Source organism: Roseateles sp. GW823-FHT07B05 (assembly GCF_058794515.1).
Genome location: NZ_JBXAGX010000007.1, coordinates 1 through 23818 on the forward strand (window position 1 = coordinate 1; position 23818 = coordinate 23818).

The 23818-nt window shown below is 68.5% G+C and carries 14 protein-coding genes; 7 read left to right on the top strand and 7 right to left on the bottom strand.

Going from position 1 to position 23818, the window contains the following annotated elements; all coding sequences use genetic code 11:
• Positions 1-94 precede the first annotated feature (94 nt).
• Together AC1Q7O_RS16130 and pulA are read right to left on the bottom strand one after the other, a co-directional pair.
• Positions 95-1327, bottom strand: coding sequence for a tetratricopeptide repeat protein (locus AC1Q7O_RS16130; protein ID WP_492658790.1), 1233 nt, complete (start codon positions 1325-1327; stop codon positions 95-97).
• Between the two features lie 94 nt (positions 1328-1421).
• The gene (pulA, locus tag AC1Q7O_RS16135) at positions 1422-4955 is read right to left on the bottom strand and encodes a pullulanase-type alpha-1,6-glucosidase (protein WP_492658789.1); all 3534 of its coding nucleotides are present in this window, start codon (positions 4953-4955) and stop codon (positions 1422-1424) included.
• 216 nt (positions 4956-5171) lie between these two features.
• Between pulA and AC1Q7O_RS16140 the strand changes: the two genes are divergently transcribed.
• The 4 genes from AC1Q7O_RS16140 to AC1Q7O_RS16155 all read left to right on the top strand — a co-directional run bounded on the left by AC1Q7O_RS16140 (position 5172) and on the right by AC1Q7O_RS16155 (position 10444).
• The gene (locus AC1Q7O_RS16140) at positions 5172-8759 is read left to right on the top strand and encodes an alpha-1,6-glucosidase domain-containing protein (RefSeq protein WP_492658788.1); all 3588 of its coding nucleotides are present in this window, start codon (positions 5172-5174) and stop codon (positions 8757-8759) included.
• An 11-nt stretch (positions 8760-8770) separates the two neighbouring features.
• Positions 8771-9316 (top strand): PEP-CTERM sorting domain-containing protein, encoded by a 546-nt coding sequence (locus AC1Q7O_RS16145; RefSeq protein ID WP_492658787.1) that lies wholly within the window; start codon positions 8771-8773, stop codon positions 9314-9316.
• Between the two features lie 145 nt (positions 9317-9461).
• Entirely contained in the window at positions 9462-9956 is a 495-nt protein-coding gene (locus AC1Q7O_RS16150) for a peptidoglycan DD-metalloendopeptidase family protein (protein ID WP_492658786.1), read from the top strand.
• Positions 9956-10444, top strand: coding sequence for a hypothetical protein (locus AC1Q7O_RS16155; RefSeq protein ID WP_492658785.1), 489 nt, complete (start codon positions 9956-9958; stop codon positions 10442-10444). The genes AC1Q7O_RS16150 and AC1Q7O_RS16155 overlap by 1 nt, the downstream gene beginning before the upstream one ends.
• A gap of 9 nt (positions 10445-10453) precedes the next feature.
• Here AC1Q7O_RS16155 and AC1Q7O_RS16160 read toward each other — a convergent pair whose 3' ends face one another.
• Complete coding sequence (locus AC1Q7O_RS16160; RefSeq protein WP_492658784.1) at positions 10454-13153, bottom strand: alpha-1,6-glucosidase domain-containing protein; 2700 nt, start codon at positions 13151-13153, stop codon at positions 10454-10456.
• A gap of 125 nt (positions 13154-13278) precedes the next feature.
• Here AC1Q7O_RS16160 and AC1Q7O_RS16165 point away from each other — a divergent pair, with 125 nt between their 5' ends.
• Positions 13279-14871, top strand: coding sequence for an alpha-amylase family glycosyl hydrolase (locus AC1Q7O_RS16165; protein WP_492658783.1), 1593 nt, complete (start codon positions 13279-13281; stop codon positions 14869-14871).
• Positions 14868-16709, top strand: a complete 1842-nt coding sequence (locus AC1Q7O_RS16170; RefSeq protein ID WP_492658782.1) for a glycoside hydrolase family 13 protein — start codon at positions 14868-14870, stop codon at positions 16707-16709. The genes AC1Q7O_RS16165 and AC1Q7O_RS16170 overlap by 4 nt, the downstream gene beginning before the upstream one ends.
• A gap of 193 nt (positions 16710-16902) precedes the next feature.
• On the opposite strand, the gene AC1Q7O_RS16175 is transcribed toward AC1Q7O_RS16170, so the two are convergent.
• Positions 16903-17382 carry an ASCH domain-containing protein gene (locus AC1Q7O_RS16175; RefSeq protein WP_492658781.1) on the bottom strand — a complete coding sequence of 160 codons (480 nt, stop codon included), beginning with the start codon at positions 17380-17382 and terminating at the stop codon, positions 16903-16905.
• Between the two features lie 130 nt (positions 17383-17512).
• On the bottom strand, positions 17513-18025 hold the full coding sequence (locus tag AC1Q7O_RS16180) for a hypothetical protein (RefSeq protein ID WP_492658780.1): 513 nt from the start codon (positions 18023-18025) through the stop codon (positions 17513-17515).
• A gap of 1222 nt (positions 18026-19247) precedes the next feature.
• Between AC1Q7O_RS16180 and AC1Q7O_RS16185 the strand changes: the two genes are divergently transcribed.
• Entirely contained in the window at positions 19248-20210 is a 963-nt protein-coding gene (locus AC1Q7O_RS16185; protein WP_492658778.1) for an integron integrase, read from the top strand.
• A 19-nt stretch (positions 20211-20229) separates the two neighbouring features.
• Here AC1Q7O_RS16185 and malQ read toward each other — a convergent pair whose 3' ends face one another.
• Positions 20230-21741, bottom strand: a complete 1512-nt coding sequence (gene malQ, locus AC1Q7O_RS16190) for a 4-alpha-glucanotransferase (RefSeq protein ID WP_492658777.1) — start codon at positions 21739-21741, stop codon at positions 20230-20232.
• A complete protein-coding gene (glgX, locus tag AC1Q7O_RS16195; RefSeq protein ID WP_492658776.1) occupies positions 21738-23816 on the bottom strand; it encodes a glycogen debranching protein GlgX in 2079 nt (692 codons plus the stop codon). The genes malQ and glgX overlap by 4 nt, the downstream gene beginning before the upstream one ends.
• Positions 23817-23818: the final 2 nt, after the last annotated feature.

Consider the following 23818-nt stretch of genomic DNA (forward strand, 5'->3'; position numbering starts at 1 on the left):
CCTTGCCCAGGCACGAGCCTGGGCGGCGGTCCGCGCCTTGCCCCGCATCCGGCAAAGACCTCGCCGCGGCCCGCAGGAGTTTTGCAGACCCTCCCTAGGTCCCCGCCCGGTTCATCAACGGCTCGCGGCGGCGCTGCTGCCGCTGCTGCTCCTGTTGCTGGTCGCGCAGCTCGTTGAGCCAGGCCAGCTTGGCGCCGTACATCTGGCGGTCGTGCGAGGTGGCGCTGTTCTCCAGCGCCTTGGCGATCTCGCCGCGCGCACCGGGCAGGTCGCCCAGGCCGTAGCTGGCCAGGCCCAGCCAGAAGTGGAACTCCGGCACGTAGGCGGCGCGGGCCACTTCCTTGCGGAACAGCGAGCGCGCCGCGGCGAACTCGCCGGCCTTCATGGCCGCCACGCCCTCGTCGAAGAACTTGTAGGGCGGCACGGGCTGCACCTGCGCCAGCTGGTTGACGTAGCTCTGCGCCTCCTCGCGGCGGCCCAGGTCGCTGAGCACCAGCACGAGGTTGGACATCGCCTGCACGTTCAGCGGCTCGCGCTCCAGCACCAGACGCAGCGTGTTCTCGGCGGGGCCGTACAGCCCCTTGCGCCGGTACAGCACGGCCAGCGTGTTGTAGGCGGCCAGCCAGCGCGAGTCGGTCAGGATGGCCGCGCGCGCCCACCAGTAGGCGTCGTCCACCTTGTCCTGCAGCAGCGCCTCGGCGGCGCGGTTGTTCTGGAACATCGCCAGGATGGTGCTCTCGTCGATGACGCGGGCGCGGTGCCGGCGCACCTGGTCGGGCGGCAGGAAGTCGATGGTCAGCATCTCCGGGTCGCCGTAGACCGTCATGCGCTGCAACGAGGTCTGGGGCCGCCCCAGGCTGATGTTGACGTGGCCGGCGACGAAGAAGATGCCGTTGTTGCGCGTCCAGTTCTCTTCGAGGTAGACGCTGTTGAAGCGCACCGGCAGCTTCAGGTGGCGGGCGAAGGCGGCGGTCATCATGACCAGCGACATGCAGTTGCCGCGCCGCGCGTCGAAGGCCTCGGCCGCGGTGCGGGTGATCTCGCTGTCGTAGTCCAGCTGCAGCCGGCCCTTGGTGTAGAGCGCGTCGATGAGGCCGTCGCGCACGCCCTTGGCGCGGATCTCCTGCGCCATCTCGGTCTCGGCGAAGCGCTGCATCGCCGGGCTCAGCTTCATGGCCTCGTCGGCGTCCATAACGACGCTGGGCGGCCGGAAGGCAGTGTCCAGGAAGACGTCGGTGCGCGGCGGCGCGGCGGGCTCGACGGCGCAGCCGCTCAGGGTGGCGCTGCCGGCCACGGCCAGCAGCGCGATGAGGGCACGGATCAGCATGGCGGTCTCCTCGCTTGTCCAGACCGGTCGTCTGCCGGCCATGGAACCAGCTTAGTCCCGCCGCGCCCTCCTGTCTCCAGTCACGTCACCCAGGTCAGGGCAGGACAAACACCACCGCCGACCGCCCCGGCAGCGTGAAGCGGCCGGTGGCGCTGTCGAAGCTCGCGCCGGTGGCCACGCGCTGGTCGGCGGCGCCGGTGGCCTTGTGCACCGGGTGCAGCTGCAGCGCCTGGCCCACCTCGCCGGGCACGGTCAGCGTCTGCGTGGCCTTGTCGACGTTGAACAGGTAGACGATGCGCTTGAAGCCGGCGCCGGCGTAGCCGTTGCCGTCCAGCGTGGCGGCCAGCACGACCGGGTTCTGGCCCGAACCGGTGTTCAGGAACTTCAGGCGTGCCTTGATGTCATCCGCCGTGCGCAGGCGGAACAGCGTCGAGCTGGCGCGGATCTTCAGCACGTCGCGGAAGGCGTCGCGCATCCACGCGATGTCGCCCGGTGCCGGCTTGATGGCCGCGTTGGCCAGGAAGGGCTTGAGCATCGGCCAGTCCGCACTGTTGTCCGCCGCCCGCGGCGCGCCGGTGCCGAAGTAGTTGTCCTGGTAGCTCCAGTCCAGCCGGTTGAACCAGTCGCCGCTGTCGTAGCTGTTCTTGTCCAGCGACTTGCTGCGCAGCACGTCGGTACCGGCGTGGAAGTAGGCCACGCCCTGGCTGAACGCGTTGATCGCGTTGGCCAGCAGCTGCACGCGGGCGCGGTCCTCGCGGCTGGTGGTAGTGGGCAGGCGCAGCGCCAGCACGTCGAACAGCGTCAGGTTGTCGTGGTTCTCCACGTAGTTGACGACCTCGTCGGGCTGGGTGCTCCAGCCGATGCTGTTGCCCAGGCTCTCGGCCGTGACGGTGGCGTCCCAGTGCGTCGTGAAGGTGTAGCTGCGCAGGCTGCCGGCCAGGCTGGCCTTGAGCTGGTCGCCCAGCCACATCAGGTCGGTCTTGCTGCGCGTGCCGGCCGAGGCATTCGGGTCGTAGAACAGGCCGCTGACGAAGCCCTGGTTGCTGACCAGCGCGCTGCCGCTGTCGCAGCAGCCGCCGCCGCGCACGGCGTCGCGGATGATGGGGTTGAAGCTGCCGATGCCCGAGCCGTTCAGGCTGTAGAGCGTAGCCTGCACGAAGCGGGCGCCGTCGGTCACCTCGCCGAAGTTCCAGCCCTCGCCGATCAGCTGCACGTCACGGCCCAGCGCGGTCTTCAGGCGCGACTTCATCGCCTCCATGATTGCGCGCGGCTGGTGGCCCATGATGTCGAAGCGGAAGGAGTCGATCTTGTAGTCGCGCGCCCACTGCAGCACGGAGTCGCTCATGAGCTTGCCCATCATCAGGTGCTCGGTGGCGGTGTTGTCGCAGCAGGTGGAGGTCTCGACCTTGCCAGTCGCATTCAGCCGGTGGTAGTAGCCTGGCACGATGCGGTCCAGCACCGACTTCTCGTTTTGGCCCGAGGCCGTGGTGTGGTTGTAGACCACGTCCATGCCCACCCGCAGGCCGGCGTTCTTCAGACCCAGGACCATCTGGCGGAACTCGACGATGCGCTTGGCGCCGTCGGCCGCGTCGGACGCGTAGCTGCCCTCGGGGGCGTTGTAGTGGTACGGGTCGTAGCCCCAGTTGAAGCAGTCGGTGCCGGCCGTGGCGGACACGGCGGCCTGCTGGGTCTCGGCATCGGCGGCGCCGGCCGGCGTGGGCGTGGTGCAGCCGCTCTCCGGCACCGAGGCCAGGTCGAACACGGGCAGCAGGTGCACGTCGGTCAGGCCGGCGTCGGCCAGCGCCTTCAGGTGCTTCATGCCGTTGGAGCCCGCCTCGGTGAAGGCCAGGTACTTGCCGCGGTTGGCGGCAGTCACGGTGGCGTCGTTGGCCGAGAAGTCACGGATGTGCAGCTCGTAGATGGCCATGTCGGTCTGTGCGGCCACCTTGTTGGAGGTGGCCAGCGCATCCCAGCCCGCGGGCTTGAGGTTGGCGGCGCCCAGGTCGGCGATGTAGCTGCGCTTGGAGTCGGTCGTCAGGCTGATGGCATAGGGGTCGGTGACGAGGTTGCGCACCACGCCCACGCCGCGCACGAACACCTCGACGGCGAAGCGGTAGTACTTGCCGGACAGGTCGCCCGGCTTGCTGACACTCCACACGCCGGTGGCGGCGTCGAAGGCGAGCGCATCGACGGTCCTGGCCTCGCCGGTGCCCGTGTCGTGGGTGAAGACGGTGACCTTCTGCGCCGTCGGCGCCCACAGCTTGAAGGTGGTCTGGCCGCCGGCGATCTTCACGCCGAGGTCGTTGACGTTGGCGGCCACGGCGTACAGGTCGTCCAGCGCGCCGGGGGTCTGGGCGCTGGTGGCGTTCTGCACGTTGCCGGCGCTGTCTTCCTGCACCAGCAGCAGCTGCTTCTTGTGCAGCTCGCCGAGCTGGGCGAGGTCGGCGTCCTTGACGGCCAGCACGACGCCGGCGCCGATGAACTTGAAGCGCGCGGCCACGGTCGTGGGCACAGCGCCGGTGAAGCGGTCCAGCGTCAGTGCGCCGTCCGCGCCGGTGACCTTGCCATCCTTGACGGCGGTGATCTGTGCCGTCGCCGAGTGGTAGAGCTTGAAGACGCCGCTGCCATCCACCTGCGGCCACTGCAGCAGCTGCCTGGTCAGCCAGTAGGCCTTGGCATCGGTCGTGGAGACGCTGCGCGTGTCCGGCGCAGCCGGGTAGACCTGCGGGTCGCCCTGCACCAGCCACACCTCGGCAATCTGGTTCCTGATCGCGAACGAGCCGAAGTCCACGCGGATGTTGTCGGCCCGGCCGTCCTTGTTGGCCTCGTTGGGCGACATGCCGTGGACGATGAACTCCAGCGCCTTGCGCGACGCGTCGTCCTTGGGGTTGAGCACCGGCAGGTCGAAGACAACCTCGCCCGCGTTGACCGCCGCGTAGTTGGGCATCTTGCTGAAGGCCACGGGGTTGGGCCAGTCGCCAATGTTGACGCCGGCGGGCACGCGCGCCGTGTCCAGGCCGCTGCCGCCCCACAGGTGCAGGCCCCAGGCGGCGAAGCCGCCGTCGAAACGCTTGTAGTGCACCCGCACGGTCGTCACGTCCGGCGCGCCGCTGGTCAGCGGGTTGGCGGTGTAGGTCGTGCTGTCGCCCTCGATGCGCCAGATCTCGTTGGCGCCGGCCTTGAGCACCCAGCTCTGGTCCGCGCCGCCGTGGTCCTTGGTGTCGCCCTTGTGGAAGAGGTAGCCCACCGAACCCGTCTGCGCCGCCAGCGGCACGTTGTAGACCGCGCCGAAGGCGTCGGTGCTGTCGGCGTTGCGGCCGGCATTCCAGTCCACGGCCGCTGCCGCGCCCCAGTGGTGCAGTTGCCAGCCGGTGTAGTCGCCGGCGGTGCGGCGGTAGTGGACGGTCAGCGTCGTCGTGGTGCTGCTGGTGGGCGTGCTGGCCGCCGGGCTGGCGGCCTGGGCGCTCAGCACCTTCTGGAAGGCCGTGTCGTTGCCGATGTCCAGCCCGGCCGGCGGCGTGGGCGCGGGGTCGGGCACCGGGGTCGCCCCGCCGCCTCCACCGCCGCCGCAGGCCGTCAGGGCCAGGGCCACAAAAAGGGTCCAGATGCTGTGTCTCAGGGCTCTCATGGTGTCTCCGGGCGGCGTATCGCCCCCTTCCGGGCTGGCGCGTCGCCATCACTTTTACAAAGAAGCAAAACTACATTTAGAGCGTGAATCTCTTGTCTACCACGCAATTGCCGCGCATTCCCTCACGGAGATCCAGCAAAGTCCACCGGGATTCCACCAACTATTGTTTGTAGTTTTACTTCAATAGCATTCGCCAACTTCGAAGGAGACAAGACCATGGAGACTTGGGCGGTGGGTTTCGCGCGCCGTGCGCGACGGATGGCCGGGGCGGCGGCACTGGGGCTGATGGGCTTGCTGTCGGCCTGCGGCGGCGGCGCCGACGCGCCTTCGCCCGAACCCACGCGCAGCGTCAGCGCCGCGGCGGACGAGACCGGCGTGGAGCTGCTGGCCGGCGTGCCGGCCGCCCAGATGCCGCGCGCCCGCATCGCTGCGGTTGCCACACCCACCGAACCGGCCACCTCGCTGCGCGTGCACTACCGCCGCAGCGACGGCAACCACGCCGGCTGGCAGATCCACACTTGGAATGCCGCCCAGAGCCCGAACTGGAATGCCGGCTGGAACGCCGCCGGCAGCGACGACTACGGCGTCTGGTACGACGTGCCGCTGGCCGCCACCAGCGGCACCGTCGGCTTCCTGCTCCACAACGGCGACAACAAGGACAACGGCGGCGGCGACCAGAGCTACGTGCTGCAGGCCGGCGCCAACGAGATCTGGCGGCTGCAGAACGACAGCACCAACTACACCAGCAACCCGCTGCTGCTGGCCGCGCCCGACATCAAGACCGTGCGCGTGCACTACAAGCGCTTCGACGGCGGCTACAGCGCCTGGGGCCTGCACCTGTGGAACGGCAGCGGGCTGGACGCCGCCGCGCTGCCCGCCGGCACGGCCATCGACAACTGGGGCCAGCCGGTGCCGCTCGGCGCCATGCCCGGCTACGCAGCGGGCGACGGCGAGGTCGTCTTCGACATCCCGGTGCTGAACCCGCAGGGCGACGCCAACCGCAAGGGGCTGGAGTTCATCATCCACGGCCTGGCCCCCAACCAGAACGACAAGGACGGTCGCGACAACAACATCCGCGTCGAGTACGGCGCGCTGGCCATCCAGAACCAGGTGGGCCACATCTGGCTCGTGGAGCGCGACGCCACCGTCTACACCGCCACGCCCGACCTGCGCCAGGTGTCCAGCACCGACGCCCGCGCCGTGTGGCTGAACAAGTCGCTGGTGAAGTGGCCACGCCTGGCCACCAGCGCGCCGGTGCGCCTGTACCACTCGGCCACCGGCCAGATCAGCGTCGCCGCCGGCGCCGCCGTGCAGGGCGCGGACGGCTTCATCACGCTCGACGCCTTCACCGGCACCGTGCCCGCCGCCGATGCGCTGCGCTTCAAGTACGTCGGCAGCGGCGCCGTCTTCACCGTGCGCAGCGCCGACCTGGCCCGCCTGCCCGCGTTGCACCAGCAGCAGCTCGCGCTGGTGCAGGAAGACGCCGCCGGCAAGGTGCAGAACGCGACGACGGCGCAGATCGCCGGCGCGCTGGACGACCTCTACGCCGCCGCCGCCAACGTGCCCGACCTCGGTGCCGTGGCCAGCAACGGCAACACGCGCTTCAAGCTGTGGGCGCCGACGGCGCAGAACGTGTCGCTGGTGCTGACGCAGGCGCTGGGCAGCTCCGGCCTCACCCGCACCACCACCGAGCCCATGGCCCGCGACGCCGCCACCGGCGTGTGGAGCCTCACCAAGCCCGGCCATCTGCAGGGCGCCACCTACCGCTACCAGGTGCAGGTGTTCGTGCGCGGCGTGGGCCTGGTGAAGAACCTCGTCACCGACCCCTACTCGCTGGGCCTGACGCTGGGCGGCCAGCAAAGCGTCGTCATGGACCTGCAGGCGCAGACCACCAAGCCCATCGGCTGGGACCAGAGCGCCCCGCCCGCCACCGTCAACGCGCCGTCCGACCTCAGCATCTACGAGCTGCACGTGCGCGACTTCTCCATCAACGATGCGACCGTGCCCGCCGCGCAGCGCGGCAAGTACCTGGCCTTCACGCAGCCGCAGTCCAACGGCATGAAGCACCTCGCGGCGCTGGCCGCCGCGGGCCTGACCGACGTGCACCTGCTGCCGGTGTTCGACATCGCCAGCGTCAACGAGAAGAGCTGCACGACGCCCTCGCCCGCTGGCGCGCCGGACAGCGATGCGCAGCAGGCCACCGTGGCCGCCACCGCCGGCACCGACTGCTTCAACTGGGGCTACGACCCGCACCACTTCACGACGCCCGACGGCAGCTACGCCAGCAACGCGGCCGACCCGCTGGCCCGCGTCGTCGAGTTCCGCCGCATGGTGCAGGCGCTGAACGCGGCCGGCCTGCGCGTGGGCATGGACGTGGTGTTCAACCACACCACGTCGTCGGGCCAGAACGCCACGTCGGTGCTCGACAAGGTCGTGCCGGGCTACTACTTCCGCTACAACGCGACGGGCGGCATCGAGCGCTCCACCTGCTGCGAGAACACCGCGGCCGAGAACCTGATGATGGCCAAGCTGATGATCGACTCGGCCGTCACCTGGGTGCGCGACTACCGCATCAGCTCGCTGCGCTTCGACATCATGGGCCACCACCCGCGCTCGGTCATCGAGGCGCTGAAGGCCCGCGTGGAGGCCGCCGCCGGCCGCCAGGTGCAGATCGTCGGCGAGGGCTGGAACTTCGGCGAGGTCGCCAACGGCGCACGCTTCGTGCAGGCCGAGATGCTGAGCCTGAACGGCTCCGGCATCGGCAGCTTCAACCCGCTGATCCGCGACGCGGTGCGCGGCGGCGGCTGCTGCGACAGCGGCAACGCCGTCGTCGCCAACCAGGGCTATGTCAACGGCTTCTTCTACGACCCCAACGCCGCCGCCAGCGGCCAGACCCGCGGCGAGCTGATGTGGCAGGCCGACCGGATCAAGGCGTCGCTGGCCGGCTCCATCCGCAGCTTCCAGATGCAGACGAGCTGGGACGCGACGCTGCGGCTGGACCAGATCGACGTCGGCGGCATCCCCGCCGGCTGGGTGCTGGAGCCCGGCGAGGTCGTCAACTACGTGGAGAACCACGACAACCTGACGCTGTTCGACAACAACGCCTTCCGCCTGCCCACTGGCACCAGCAAGGAAGACCGCGCCCGCGTGCAGATCCTGGCCAACGCCATCAATGCGTTCAGCCAGGGCGTGGCCTACTTCCACGCCGGCACCGATGTGCTGCGCAGCAAGAGCCTGGACCGCAACAGCTACGACAGCGGCGACTGGTTCAACCGCCTCGACTGGAGCTATGCGGACAACAACTTCGGCGTCGGCCTGCCGCCGTCGCGCGACAACGCCGACAACTGGGCGCTGGCCCGCCCGCTGCTGGCCAACCCGCTCATCAAGCCGCACGCCAACGACATCGCGTGGACCCGCGACGCCTTCCGCGACCTGCTGAAGATCCGCAAGAGCACCACGCTGCTGCGCCTGCGCACAGCCGAGGACATCAAGGCGCGGCTGACCTTCCTCAACACCGGCTCCAACCAGGAAGCCACCGTGCTGGTGGGCCGCCTGGTTGGAAATCTAGGCGGCGTGCGCTACCCGGGCGCCAACTTCGATGAGCTGGTCTACCTGATCAACGTCGACAAGACCGCCAAGACGCTGACGCTGCCCGCGCTGGCCGGCCATGCGCTGGAACTGCACCCGGCCCACACGGCCGACCAGCGCGCCCGCGCCGCCACCTTCGACCGCGCGACCGGCACCGTCAACGTGCCGGCCCGCACGGCCGTCGTCTTCGTCGCCCGCCCCGCCGCCAACAACTGAACACCAACGCCATGAACAAGCAACTCCACCGCCTGGCCGCCACGGCCGCCCTCGCCTGCGCCGGGCTGCTGGCCGGCACCTCCGCCCACGCGGCCGACGCCGTCGTAGACGTGACCGGCATCAACAGCTTCGAGCAGGTCGGCGATCCCGCCAACACGGTGCTGTTCGTCAACATCGGCGCCAACGCGCTGGTGACCTGGCTGAGCTGGAACGTCACGCTGCAGGCGTTTGCGCCCAGCAGCGTCGACGAAATGCAGGTCAGCCTGGGCAGCGGCGCCAGCCAGTTGGACATCCCGCTGACGGCATTCAGCAGCTTCACCGGCGCGGCCTACACCGGCACGCTGGACCTGACCGGCCTGGGTGTGGGCGCCGGCGCAGACGGCCAACTGCGCATCGAGTTCAGCGAGACCTTCAAGGACCGCGTCGGTGAGCCCGATGGGCAGTGGCTGTCGGGCCAACTTACGCTGGGGGTCAGCCCGGTGCCGGAGCCGGCCAGCGCAGTGCTAGTCCTGGTCGGCGTAGCGGTATTGCTCGGCGCCCGCGCACGGCGTGGCTGACCCCGCCCCTTTTGCCACACTGGTGCTGATGCCGGGCTTCTCTGCGCCTGCACTCGTCTGACCGTACCGTCAGACTTGAGGATTCGGGGCTTAGTCGTTCGCCGTAGGCTCAATACCCACCTAGAGACACCGAAAGCGCAACGCCATGTATGTCTGGCCCGTCCCTCAGTGGAATCCCTCATACTCCTACCACGAGCGGCCGCGCAGTTTTGGCGCATCGCGGGACGGCGGCAAGCGCAAGCACGCCGGTTGCGATCTCTACGCGCCCGAAGGTTCGCCCGTATTGGCCATCTGGCATGGCACCGTCAGGTCGGTCTACGAGTTCTACGGCAAGGCAGACGCCATTGAGGTGGATCATGGCGCCTTGGGCGTCGTACGGTATGGCGAGCTGATTGCGGATGATTCCATCGGAGCTGGCCAAGTTGTGGAGGCCGGGGCCATGTTGGGCAAAGTGGCCAAGCTCGCCGGCATGGGCAACATCCACCCCATGCTCCACCTCGAAATGTTCAGCGGCAAAGGTAGTGGCAAACTAACGCAAACAGGCAACGCCTACCGGCGGCGCTCCGATCTGGTGGATCCCACAGCTTTCCTAGATCGCCTCCGCCTGATGCACTACGCCGCCACCTGGAACATTGCGTAATGTATTCCGCCCGGCTCGCATCGCTCCTCCTAGCTCTAGCTGCACCGGCCTCCTCCGAACCTGCGCTGCAAATCCCGGCGGACTCCGGCCTGAGCGCCGTCGAGACCGTCAAACCACCCGTGCTCCATGCTGGAACAAACGACACCAATCGACAATGCGTACGCGTTGTGGAGGTCGTTGACGCAGCGCGCGCGTGCCATGCCGTGACATGCCAGCAGCTCTTTAAATCCCGCCGCATCCAGGTGCTGCAGGACGGCCAGCGAGCCTTGCTTGCCGGCGCCTGCAGCAGTGCGGCGGACACCCCAGGGCGCGTGCTGTTGTGGGGCTCCACCAGCCTGCTGGTGCTGCAACCCTCGCGCAACGATGAGCAGCTTTGGTCCCAGCGCAAGAAGCGCGCAGAGTGGACCATCGACATCGAAACCGAAGGCAGCCACGGCACCCTCAGCCACAGCCCCAAGGGGTTCCAGTGGAAGGAACACCCTAACTGACGGTGGGCGTCAGTCCAGTACAAACACCACCGCACTGCGCGCCGGCACCTCGAAACGGCCTGCCGCAAACCGCGCCTCGCGCTTCACCCGGTTGTCAGCGCCCTCGCGCTGCACCGGATGCAGCACCCACTTCGCACCAGCCTCCTCGGGCAGCGCCAGCACCTGCGCTGTCGGCGCCACGTTGATCAGCGTCATCACGGCCTGGGGTCCGCCCAGGCCGCGGCCGTCGATGCGCGTGGCCACCAGCACCGGGTTCTGGCCCGGGCCGCTGCCGGGGAAGCTGATGCGCTTGCCCACCTCCGCCGCGCTGCGCAGCCGCAGCGCCGGCGTCGTCGCGCGGATCTTCAGCAGGTCGCGGAACACGTCGCGCGCCCAGGCGATGTCGGCTGGCGACGGCGCAATCGCGTCGCGCATCGCCAGCCGTTCGCGCGCCAGCGCCCAGTCGCGGCCGTCGGCGCCGAAGTTGTCCTGCTTCGGCGGCAGGCCGGTGCCGAAGTGGTTGGCCTGGTAGCGCCAGTCCAGCCGGTTGAACCAGTCGCCGCTGTCGTAGCTGTTGCGGTCCAGGCTCTTGCTGCGCAGGATGTCCTGCCCCGCGTGGAAATAGGCCACGCCCTGGCTGAAGGCCACCAGCGCGGCGCCCAGCATCTGCACGCGGGCGCGGTCCTCGCGGCTCGTGGCCAGCGGCAGCTTCAGCGTGTTGACGTCGAACAACGTCTGGTTGTCGTGGTTCTCCACGTAGTTGACGACCTCGCCGGGTTCGCTGGCGAAACCGGCCGGCTGGTCGCCGCCGTAGGGCATGGCGTCCAGGCGCTTGGTGGCGCCGCGCCAGGTCGTCAGCTCGACGCTGCGCAGCGAGCCGGCCAGGCCCACGCGGATCATGTCGGCCGCGTCCAGCAGAGCCTCGGGCTTCGCCGGCGTGGCCGCGGCCAGCGCGTTGGGCGCGTAGACCAGGCCGTTGAGCCAGCCCTGGTTGCGCACGCTGGCGTCACCGCCCTCGCCGGCGCCACCGCCACGGGCCGCATCGCGCATGCGGTCGCTGAACGCGCCGATGCCGCTGCCGTTAAGGCTCAGCTGCGAGGCCTGCACGAAGCGCGCGCCGTTGGCCACCTCGCCGAAGTTCCAGCCCTCGCCCAGCAGCTGCACCGGGCGGCCGGCCTCGGCGTCCACGCGCTGCTGCAGCCGCTCCATCGCCTCGCGCGGCTGGTGGCCCATCAGGTCGAAGCGCATCGAGTCGATGCGGTACTCGCGCACCCACAGCGCCGCCGAGTCGATCATCAGCTTGGCCATCATCCGGTGCTCGGTGGCCGTGTTGTCGCAGCAGGTGGAGCGCTCGATGTCGCCGGTGGCGCTGAGCCGGTGGTAGTAGCCGGGCACGAGGCGGTCCAGCACCGACTTCGGCGCCTGGCCGGCCGCGGCCATGTGGTTGTAGACCATGTCCATGCCCACGCGCAGCCCGGCCGCGTGCAGCGCCATCACCATCGCGCGGAACTCGACGACGCGCCGCAGCGGGTCGGTCGCGTAGCTGCCCTCGGGCGCATTGAAGTGCCAGGGGTCGTAGCCCCAGTTGAAGCAATCGTCGGCGGCGTGCGCCATCACGGCGGCCTGCTGCGCGTCGCTGTCGGGCGCGGCATCGGGCACCACGGGCGTCTTGCAGCCGCGCTCGGGCACGCTGGCGAGGTCGAACACGGGCAGCAGGTGCACGTCCGTCAGGCCGGCCTTCGCGAGCGCCTTCAGGTGCCGCATGCCGTGCGACTGCGCCTCGGTGAAGGCCAGGTACTTGCCGCGCCACGCGGGCCGCACGGACGCGTCGGTCAGCGAGAAGTCGCGCACGTGCAGCTCGTAGATGAGCTGGTCGGTCGCGGCCTTCACGCGGCCTGGCGCACGGGCCTTGTCCCAGCCGGGCGGCTTCAGCGCGGGCGACGCGAGGTTGGCGACGATGCTGCGCTGCGAGTCCGTCGTCAAGGCCACCGAGTACGGGTCGGTGACGAGGTTGCGCTGCAGCCCGTGCGTGGGCGTGACGACGTCCACCAGGTAGCGGTAGGCCTGGCCGCCCAGGTCGCCGGGCAGCGCGGCGCGCCAGACGCCGGTGGCCGTATCGAACGTCATCGCGTCCACGGCCGCCGCGGGCGCGTCCGGGCCGGCGTAGCGGCACAGCTGCACGCGCTGCGCGGTGGGCGCCCAGACGGCGAAGGTGGTGCGCGCCTTTGCCGGGTGCGCGCCGAGGTCGGTCACGCGCTCGGCGGCGGCGTAGAGGTCATCCAGCGCGCCAGGCAGCTGCACGCCGGTGGCGGCGATGACGCGGCCGTCCGCCGCCTCGTGCACCAGCAGCAGCTGCGAGCGCAGCAGCGCCGCGACGTCGGCCCCGGCGGCGTCGAAGCGCGGCCCGTCGCCGATGAAGCGAAAGCGAGCCGGCAACGGCGCCGCACTTGGCGGCAGCGCGACGGCGCCGTCGCTGCCCGCCACCACCTCGCCCGGCACCGCCCGCAGCCCAGCCGCGCGGGCGTGATGCAGCCGCACCCGCTCACCGGGCCGCAGCACCAGCCCCGGCCACTGCAGCGTGCGGGCGTCCAGCCAGTAGGCCTGCGCTGCCGGGCGGGCGGCCGGCGTCGGCTGCGGCACCGGCGCGTCGCAGTCCGCCAGCTCAGCCGCCCGGGCGCCCCCCGCCAACAAGGCCAGAACCAACACCAGGGGTGCAGCATGCGTCGCCATGAAGTCTCCTTTGTTTTGCGCAAATAGTAGCAAAACTACATCATCGAAAATCCGACTGGCACCGATGCGGCTTGGGCTTATATGCTTCAGCCGTGGAGACAAAGTAGTTTGAATACATGAACACCTTGAAGCTTTTGACCAGCCTGATGCTGGCCGCCTCAACGCTGGCGGCTGCCGCGCCGCTGGACACCCGCCCCGTCCCTGCCGAGCCCCGCGCCAGCACGCTGCCCGCGAACTGGCAGCACGGCGTGTTCATGGAAATCTTCGTGCGCGGCTACCAGGACAGCAACGGCGACGGCATCGGCGACCTGAAGGGCCTCACACGAAGGCTGGACTATCTGAAGCAGCTGGGCGTCAGCGGCCTGTGGCTGATGCCCATCACCGCCAGCGCCGACCACGACCACGGCTACGCCACCACCGACTACCGCGGCATCGAGCCGCAGTACGGCACGCTGGCCGACTTCGACGAGCTCATCCGCGAGGCGCACAAGCGCGGCATCGGCATCGTGATGGACTACGTCATCAACCATGCCTCGCACGAGTTCCCGCCCTTCCAGGCCGCGGCCAAGGACCGCGCCAGCCCGTGGCGCAGCTGGTTCGTCTGGAACCCCGACCCCGGCCCCGGCTGGGACATCTGGGGCAAGGTGCCCTGGTACGACGCCAGCACCCAGCCCTGGACCTTCACCGGCGCATTGAAGGACATGCCGCCGCTCAAGCCCGGCTCGCCGGACATCTACTTCGGCACCTTCGGCCCGCAGATGCCGGACTTCAACATGCGCAACCCCGACGTGGTGGCCTACCACGAGGACTCGCTGCGCTTCTGGCTCAACCGCGGACTGGACGGCTACCGGCTGGACGCCGTGCCGCACTTCATCGAGAACAGCGCCAAGGACTGGAACGACCAGCCCGAAAGCCGCGCGCTGACCAAGCGCTTCCAGGACCTCATCAAGAGTTACCCCGGCCGCTACGTTGTCTGCGAGGCCACGGCCGAGCCCATCGCCTACGGCAAGCCCGAGCTGTGCGGCGGCGCGTTCGCGTTCAACCAGAACTACGAGATCGTCAAGGCCGCCAAGGGGGAGCCGGCGGCCGTGCAGAAGATGGCCGACTACTACCGCACGATGGCGCCGACGATGGCCACCTTCCTGCACAACCACGACATCTTCACCGGCCGCCGGCTGTGGGAGCAGCTGCACGGCGACGAGGCCCGCTACCGCCTGGCCGCCGCCAGCTACCTGCTGCTGCCGGGCACGCCGTTCGTCTACTACGGCGAGGAGATCGGGCTGGCCGGCGTCGACGGCAAGAACGCCGATGACGACGCGCCGCTGCGTGCGCCGATGAGCTGGACACCCGCCGGCGGCTTCAGCACCAGCAGCCAGCCCTACCGACCGCTGTCGCTGAACCGCAGCCGGCACAACGCCGAGAGCCAGCAGCGCGACCCCGGCTCGCTGTTCCACTTCTACCGCGAGCTCATCGCGCTGCGCCGCGCGTCGCCCGCGCTGACGATCGGCCACTACGAGGCGGATCGCGTCGACGGCCTGGTGTGGCGCTTCGAGCGCGTGCACGGCAAGGAGCGCGTGCTCGTCGCCATCAACTACGGCGACACGCCCGCCACGCTGGACCTGCCGGCCCGCGCCCGCCCGCTGCTCCCCAAGACGGCCGCCCCGCGCGCGACGCTGCCGCCGCTGTCCGTGCGCGTCTACCAGCTGGAAGCGCCATGAAACCCCTGATCACCCTTGCCACCACCCTGCTGATGAGCCTGAGCACCGCGGCCGCCCCCGGCCAACCCACCGCCGCCCCCCGAGTCGAGCCGCCCAACTGGTGGGTGGGCATGCGCGACACGTCGCTGCAGCTGATGATCCACGGCACCGGCATCGCCGACGCGCAGCCCGCGCTGGCGCCCTACCCCGGCGTCACGCTTCAACGCAGCCACCGCGCCACCAGCCCCAACTACCTGTTCGTCGACCTCGACGTGGCGCCCAACGCCCAGCCGGGCGAGCTGACGCTGACCGTGGCCGGCCGCACGCTGCGCTACCCGCTGCTGGCGCGTGCGCCCGGCTCGGCGGAGCGCCAGGGCTTCGGGCCCAAAGACGCCATCTACCTCGTCGTGCCCGACCGCTTCGCGCAGGCCGGCCAGCTCGGCCGCGCCGGCATGCTGGAAGGCACCGACCGCGCCGACCCCGGCGGCCGCCACGGCGGCGACCTGGCCGGCATGCGCAAGCACCTCGGCTACATCGCCAGCCTGGGTTTCACGCAGGTGTGGCCCACGCCGCTGGCGGAGAACAACAGCGCCAAGTACAGCTACCACGGCTACGCGGCGACCGACTTCTACAAGATCGATCCGCGCTTCGGCAGCAACGCCGACTTCGGCGCCTTCACGGCCGAGGCCCGCGCCCAGGGCGTGGGCGTCATCCAGGACATCGTGCTCAACCACATCGGCGCGGGCCACTGGTGGATGGCCGACCTGCCAGCGCCGGACTGGGTCAATGCCTGGCCCCAGTACACGGAGACGCACCACGCCCGCATGACGCTGCAGGACCCGTACGCGTCGGCGAGCGACCGCAAGCGCTTCACCGATGGCTGGTTCGTGCCCGGCATGCCCGACCTGAACCAGCGCCGCCCCGAACTGGCGACCTACCTGACGCAGATGACGCTGTGGTGGATCGAGCGCTACGGGCTGTCGGGCATCCGCACCGACACCTGGTCCTACTCAGACCGCGACTTCCTGACGCGCTGGTCCGCCCGCGTCATGCAGGAGTACCCGCGGCTGAACATCGTCGGCGAGGAATGGAGCCCGCACCCGGCCGTCGTGTCCTACTGGCAGCGCGGCAAGAAGAACCACGACGGCTACGTGTCCCACGCGCCCAGCATGATGGACTTCCCGATGCAGTCCAACCTGCTGGCCGCGCTGCTGGAGGACGACGGCCCGCACACCGGCCTGACCAAGCTGTACGAAGGCCTGGCGCACGACTTCGTCTATCCCGACCCGGCCAACCTCGTGCTGTTCGACGGCAACCACGACACGCCGCGCATCCACTCGCTGCTGCGGCACGACGTGGGCCTCACAAAGATCGCACTGGCCTACCTGGCCACCACGCGCCGCATCCCGCAGCTGTTCTACGGCGGCGAACTGCTGATGCGGAGCCCCACCGAACGCGACGACGGCCGCGTGCGCGGCGACATGCCTGGCGGCTGGGCGGGCGACAGCGTCAACGCCTTCACCGGCGCCGGCCTCACGGCCGAGCAGCGCGACATGCTGGACTGGACGCGCCGCCTGTTCACCTGGCGCAAGGGCGCGACCGTCATCCACGACGGCGCGCTGATGCAGTTCGCGCCGCTGGAAGGCGTGTACGTGTTCTTCCGCTACGACGCCGCCCGCACCGTGATGGTGGTGCTGAACAAGAACGCCAAGCCGATGGAACTGGCGCTGGGCCGCTTCGCGGAGCGTGTGTCGGCGGGCCAGAAGGCGCGGGACGTGCTGACCGGCGCGACGACGACGCTGGGCAGCAGCGTCAAGGTGCCGGCACGCGGGCCGCTGATCCTGGAGATTGAGCGCTGAAGGGGGCTGGGGGCGCCGGGACGATGCGGCGCCGGCGCCTTTTCACCCCGGCTTGCTGCGCCACTGGCGGTGGGGGCGATCGACCACCGCGCCTTCCCACGCCAGATGCCGGGCGTACGACCGCAGACACCTCTCTCAGCCAGCCCTTGTCGGTCAGGTCGTTGCCGCTGTGGGGGAGCCCGCACAAGACGGGTCAGGCCGCACCTTCCCTTGAAGGGCAATAGACGACCTTGAACCGCTCACACACCACTGGCATCGCGGGGCCAGGAACCCGGCCGATGCGGGCGCACTCTCTTGCGTAATAGGCAGTGTGAGCTTCGCGCCAAAACTGGAGCGAACCATCCCCCTCCCCCTCGACGGCCGCGAACTCCGCGGTGACCTCGGAGAACGGCACGATGTCAACTTGAGTTGTTGCCATCACGCATTTCGGCTGGCCATCCCAGGTTGTGACGACGCTGAGATCGCCTGGCTTTGGAACGGCCTGGTTTCCCGCCTCGAACGACCAGACCAGGCTGGCGGTGGCTCTCTTGATGCCCCGGACGACCAAATCGGCCAAGTGATTGGCGCTCGGCTCGTTGTCGTCAAACACGCAGACCTCGAAGAAACGAGCGTCGACGCCTTCCTGCTGCGTGGCCTTGAACGCGTCCCAGAACTGTTGAACGACAGGTGTCATTGGCGCTGACATTGTTGTTGACTAACGCCAGAGTTAACCGGCGCCGGAGCACGAAGTGCGGAGGGAACCAATACAGGCCATGAAAATACCGAAGGCATGGCCTGTATTGGCGTCCGCGTTGAACGACCAGTTAGGCATCACTCGCGGGCAATTGTTGAACGAACTCTTGCCCTGCCTGCAAATCATGTGTGTACATGGCGCGCGGCCCTCCAATTGACAACCTCTTGAAGTGAACTCTGAAGGCAAGTTGGCCGAATAGGCGTACTTGCACTTTTGCATATGGCTGGTTGCCCTCGAAGACAAGACCATGAAATGCTTTTGCGTCGGGGGCTTGTAGTCGCTCTACTTCTATGTGAGATGAGTCTAGTTGCCCACTGCGCAGCGACAATCGTATTGCAGCAAGTGGTGGCGTGTTCTGATAAATAGCAGTGCCAACATGTAGCGCAAGAAATTCATACGCGGACTTCACGGGGATGAGGTTGTTCAGCATTGGGCCTTCCAATGACGCCCTTAATCCCGTGACTGACCACTTAACTACGTCAATCCCTGGTGACAGGGCGATTTTGACGTTCTCTGGTGCTTTGGCAAAAGTTTGCAATGCAAGCGCCATTTGTGATTCAGTGAGGCCTTCGCGCTCCAGCAACTTACGAATGGTTTTAGCGGCTGATTGGGTTTCCTGAATCAGCGAACCATCGGGAAGCTTGGTTGCGTGTACAACGAAGTTGCCGTTTTTTATTTTCCCCTTAGACGATCCGCCTGGCCCGACAGTGACATAGCTTTGCCCCTCTTCCAGCTCCGTTGCTAACTTGGGGATTTGTGGGCGAAGTTTGGCTGCTAGTTGACGAATTATTGGATCTTTTTTTGCATGCCCTTCTAGGCTATATCCAAGGCGCGAATTGCATGCTTTGCAAAGGAATCGGGACGTAAGTTTGCCCCCCCAGAGACTCTGGGATCAAATGCTCAAGCGTCATCGGCTTTGGCTCGATGCAGATTACGCAATCGTTTCCGTTCCAAGGGATTTCGATGATGCACCTCGCTTAGTTTAGTGATGCCTAACGTGAAGATGAGCGGACGCCGAAGGCGGTCCGCTCCAATGACAGGTTAGCCAGCATTCCGCCCCCAAAGTCGTGAATACCATGGGCGGCTACCAAAGTCCTCTGCGCGCGCGCCGATTAGCGCGATAGCCACAGTTGCGCCATTGACATCGGCGCCGGCGTTGAGTGCATTGCTGACCGCATTAACCAGCGATGAACGCTCGGCGATTGCTTTGTAAGTCTCTTGCGACAGTGCACCAATCGCACGATGTTCGCGAGCGAGAGTCAACGCCGCTTGGAAAAACGAGCATTCGGCAAGTGAAACCTCCGTCCATCGACCGGCTGAATCCCTGGCGCTAGCGACGTTGCTTACTACAACGCCCAAGTCTTCCATCGCCGGCAAAGCGAACGCCTCTGGAAGCGTGTCCACGATGACCCGCGACTCCTCCGGACCAAACCCTGCAGCGTGCAATGCTGCGAGTTCCTCGGACCCCGAGGCAATGCAGCTGGCGATGGCGTCGACTGCTCTTAGAACTCGATCTCGTTGCATGCTGGCTAACGTGTTTTCGGGAGACGCCCGACGCCGCCTAAGCAGGCAGGCTGCGCCCTAAAAACGCGGCCGCCCCCCACGCGCAAGTGCTTGATTCATCAAAACCCTCCCTGGCTTGACTGTATTTTTATACAGCATTAAATTTCCAGCAAAAGCGGCGCGCCGTTGCAAGTTCTCGCCGAGGCCGCGCGCCCGCTGGGAGGCCGATGATGCCAGCCCCACTGCCCGCGTTGCCACCTCGCAAACACCTGCGGCCCTAACGCGCCATTGAGCTGCCGCCATTGCGCTCGACGCGGGTGCTCGACCAGTTGCGCGAACGCCTCAGGCTGATGCACTACAGCCTGCGCACGGAAGAGGTATACGCCTACTGGGTCAAGGCTTTCATCCGCTTCCACGGCCTGCGGCATCCGGCGGAAATGGGCGGGCCGGCGGTGGAAGCCTTCCTGACCTATCTGGCAGACGTGCGCTCGGTGGCCCCGTCAACACACAACCAGGCGCTGTCGGCGCTGCTGTTCTTCTACGGCAAAGTGCTCTGCCAGGACGTGTCGTGGCTGAAGGAGATCGGCCATCCACACCAGCATCGCCGGTTGCCGGCGGTCTTGACCGTGGAGGAGGTGCGCCAGGTGCTGGCCGGCCTCGACGGCGAGCACGGACTGCTGGCGCGCCTGCTCTACGGTACCGGCCTGCGCATCAGCGAGGCGCTGCAGTTGCGGGTCAAGGACATCGACTTCGGCCTGCGCGCGTTGATCGTGCGCGAGGGCAAGGGCGCCAAGGACCGCGTCGTCATGCTGCCGCAGTCGCTCGTGGCCGACCTGCATGAACAGTTGGCCAGGGCCCGCCTCGTGTGGGCGGGCGATGTGGAGGCCGGCACGGCGGGCGTCGAACTGCCCCACGCGCTGGAGCGCAAATACCCCCGCATGGGCGCGAGCTGGCCGTGGTTCTGGGTGTTCCCGCAGGATCACCACTCGACCGACCCGCGCAGCGGCGTCGTGCGGCGTCACCACCTGTACGACCAAACCTTTCAGCGCGCGTTCAAACGGGCCGTGCTGGCCGCCGGCCTGACCAAGCCGGCGACGCCGCACACGTTGCGGCACTGCTTCGCCACGCATTTGCTGCAGTCGGGCAGCGACATCCGCACCGTCCAGGAACTGCTGGGACACGCGGATGTGGCCACAACCATGATCTACACCCACGTGCTCAAGCTCGGCGGCGGCGCGGTGCGCAGCCCGCTGGACACGCTTTGAGCGCCGGCCGGCGCGGGGCTCAGGCCGGCAGCTTCAGCAGCTCGAACGGCCCGCGGCCTGCCGCCGCGGTGATGAGGCCCAGCACGCGGGTCGGCTCGGCGCCGATCCAGTCCCAGCGGAAGCGCCAGCCCCAGTTGCCGCCCAGCACGCCGGGCACGTTCATGCGGTGGGCGCTGTCCAGCCCCAGCACGTCCTGCAGCGGGTAGACGGCCATGTTGGCCACCGAGTTGGCGCAGGCGCGGATCATGGCCCAGTGCACGTCGTGCTCGCCGCAGGCGAGGTAGGAGCCGGCGAACGCGCGCTCGCGCGGCTTGGCCTGGTTCCACCAGCCGCGGACGGTGTCGTTGTCGTGCGTGCCGGTGTAGGCCACCGACGTGGTGGGCCACATGTGCGGCAGGAACTCGTGGTCGCCCTCGGCGCCGAAGCCGAACTGGAGGATCTTCATGCCGGGGAAGCCGCAGCCGTCGCGCAGCGCGTGCACGTCGTCGGTGATGAAGCCCAGGTCTTCGGCCACGATGGGCAGCGGGCCCAGCGCCTTTCTGATGGCGTCGAACAGCGCCATGCCGGGGCCGGTCTTCCACTCGCCGCGCTTGGCGTCGGGGCTGTCGCCGGGGATTTCGTAGTAGCCGGCAAAGCCGCGGAAGTGGTCGATGCGGAACACGTCGGCCTGGGACAGTGCACGTTGAACGCGCGCCGTCCACCAGGCGTAGTTCTCGGCGGCCATATTGTCCCAGCGGTACAGCGGGTTGCCCCAGCGCTGACCCAGCGGGCCCAGGTCGTCGGGCGGCACACCGGCGACGACGGTGGTCTGGAAGTTCTCGTCGAGGTAGTACAGGTCGGGGCGCGACCAGCAGTCGGCGCTGTCATGCGCAACGAAGATGGGCAGGTCGCCCATGATGTTCACGCCGCGCTCGTTGGCGTAGGCCTTCAGCGCGCCGATCTGCACGTCGAACTGCCACTGCACGAACTGCCAGAAGGCGATCTCGTCGGCGTAGTCCTTGCGGGCCTGGGCCAGCGCGGCGGGGTCTCGGCGCTTCAGGCCTTCGCTCCATTCCCACCAGGGCTGGCCGTTCAGCGGCGAGCGGATGGCCATGAACAGCACGTAGTCGTCCAGCCAGCTCTGCGCCTCCAGGCACCACTTGGCAAAGGCGATGCGGTCGGCATCAGTCGCGTTGGCAAAGAAGCCCTTGGCCGCGGCGCGCAGCTGCTGCTCACGCCACGGCGTGACCTCGCCGTAGTTGACCAGCTCGGCGTTGAAGGCCGGCACGGTCGGTGCGCTGAGCCAGCCTTTGGCGATCAGCGGCTCCAGCGCCACCATCCACTGGCTGCCCGCAAAAGCGGACACGCCCTGGTAGGGGCTGTCGCCAGGGCCGATGGGCGTCGTCGGCAGCAGCTGCCACACGCTCTGGCCGGCGGACTGCAGCCAGTCGACGAAGCGGTAGGCGTCGGGGCCGAAGTCGCCCATGCCGTGCGGGCCGGGCAGCGAGGTGATGTGCAGCAGCACACCGGAGGAGCGTTGGTTGAGGTTCATACGTGGCGCAGTACGACGAGGGAGCGGGCCGGCACGTTGAGCGGCTGGCCGGGAAGGACGAGCGGCGCGGCGGATTCGCCGCTGCTGTCGAGGATGAGCTGCCACGGCCCGTTGCACAGCAGAAAGGGCAGCGGCGTGGGGTCGGGGTTGAAGACGATCATCAGCCGCGGCGCGCCGGCACCGGCCTCGCGCAGCTGGGCGCCGAAGGCGCGCTGGCCGGCGTCATGCCAGTCGTTGGGCGTCATCTCGTGGCCGCTGGGGGCGTACCAGGCGATGCTGGCCTCGCCCGGGCCGCCGGCGAACCAGCGCGGATGGCGCAGCAGCGGCTCCTGCGCGCGCAGCGCCAGCAGCTGCGACACCAGCTCGGTCAGCCGGCCCTCGGCGCGGTCCCAGTTCAGCCAGGTGGTCGCGTTGTCCTGGCAGTAGGCGTTGTTGTTGCCGCCCTGGCTGTTGGCGATCTCGTCGCCGGCGCACAGCATGGGCGTGCCCTGGGCCAGCAGCGTGGTCGCCAGCAGCGCACGGCGCACGCGCTCGCGGGTGGCGTTGATGGCCGCGTCGTCGGTGGGGCCCTCGGCACCGAAGTTGGCGCACAGCTCGCCGTCACGACCGTCGCGGTTGTCCTCGCCGTTGGCGTGGTTGTGCTTGGTGCTGTAGCTGGTCAGGTCGGCCAGCGTGAAGCCGTCGTGCACGGCGATGAAGTTGATGGACGCGGTGGGCTGGCGCTGGCCGTGGTGGAACACGTCGCTGGACGCCATGAAGCGCCGCGCGAATTCGCCACGCCCGACGCCCTGCCCCGCCTTCAGCCAGTAGCCGCGCACAGCATCGCGGAACTTGTCGTTCCACTCCAGGAAGCGGCCGGGGAAGCGGCCTACCTGGTAGCCGTCGTAGGCGGCATCCCAGGGCTCGGCGATGAGGTGCACGCCGGCCAGCACCGGGTCCTGCCGCAGCGCGGTGAAGAAGGCGGCGTTGGGCTCGAAGCCGTGGTGGGTGCGGCCCAGCACGGGCGCCAGGTCGAAGCGGAAGCCGTCCACACCCATCTCGGCCACCCAGTAGCGCAGCGAGTCCAGCACGAACTGCGTGATGCGCGGATGGGCGCAGTTGACCGTGTTGCCGCAGCCGGTGAGGTTCTCGTTGCGGCTTCTGTCGTCGGCCACCAGCCGGTACCAGGTGGCGTTGTCCAGCCCGCGGAAGCTCAGCGTGGGGCCGAACTCGTTGCCCTCGGGCGTGTGGTTGTAGACGACGTCCAGCACCACCTCCAGCCCGGCCTCGTGCAGCGCGGCCACCATGTGGCGGAACTCGGCCGTCACGGCGGTGGGGTCGCCGCGGTGCACCGCCTGCGCCCAGCGCGGGTCGGGGCAGAAGAAGCCCAGTGTGTTGTAGCCCCAGTAGTTGTGCAGGCCGCGCTCGGCGAGGTGGGGCTCGTCGATGCAGTACTGCACCGGCAGCAGCGACAGCGTCGTGACGCCCAGGCGCTTGAAATGGGCGATGGAGGCGGGGTGCGCCAGGCCGGCATAGGTGCCGCGCAGGTCTTCCGGCACACCGGGCAGCAGCCGCGAGAAGCCCTTGACGTGAACCTCGTACAGCACGACGTCGCCCGCGGCGCGGCGCGGCCGGTGCGGGCGCACGGTGGCCACCGGCGGCGGCGGCACGCGGGCCTTCAGCGCCTGCGTGGCGTTGTCGCGGGTGTCCAGCGAGCGCGGGCCGTCCGGGTGGCCCAGCTCGTAGCCGTGGTGCTCGGCGCGCCAGCCGAAGTGGCCGACGATCTCGCGGGCATAGGGGTCCAGCAGCAGCTTGTGCGGGTTGAAGCGGTGGCCCTGCTCGGGCGCGTAAGGGCCGTGCGCGCGGATGCCGTAGACGAGGCCTGGACCGACGCCGGGCAGGAAGCCGTGGAACACGCCGTCGTGCGGGCCCGCCAGCTCGTAGCGGCGCAGCTCGCGCTGGCCTTCGGCATCGAACACGCACAGCTCGATGCGCGTCGCCCCGTCGCTGGCCACGGCGAAGTTGACGCCGCCATCACGCGCGAAGGAGCCCAGCGGCTCGTGCCAGCCGGGTTGCAGATCAGGCAAGTGAGCCATGG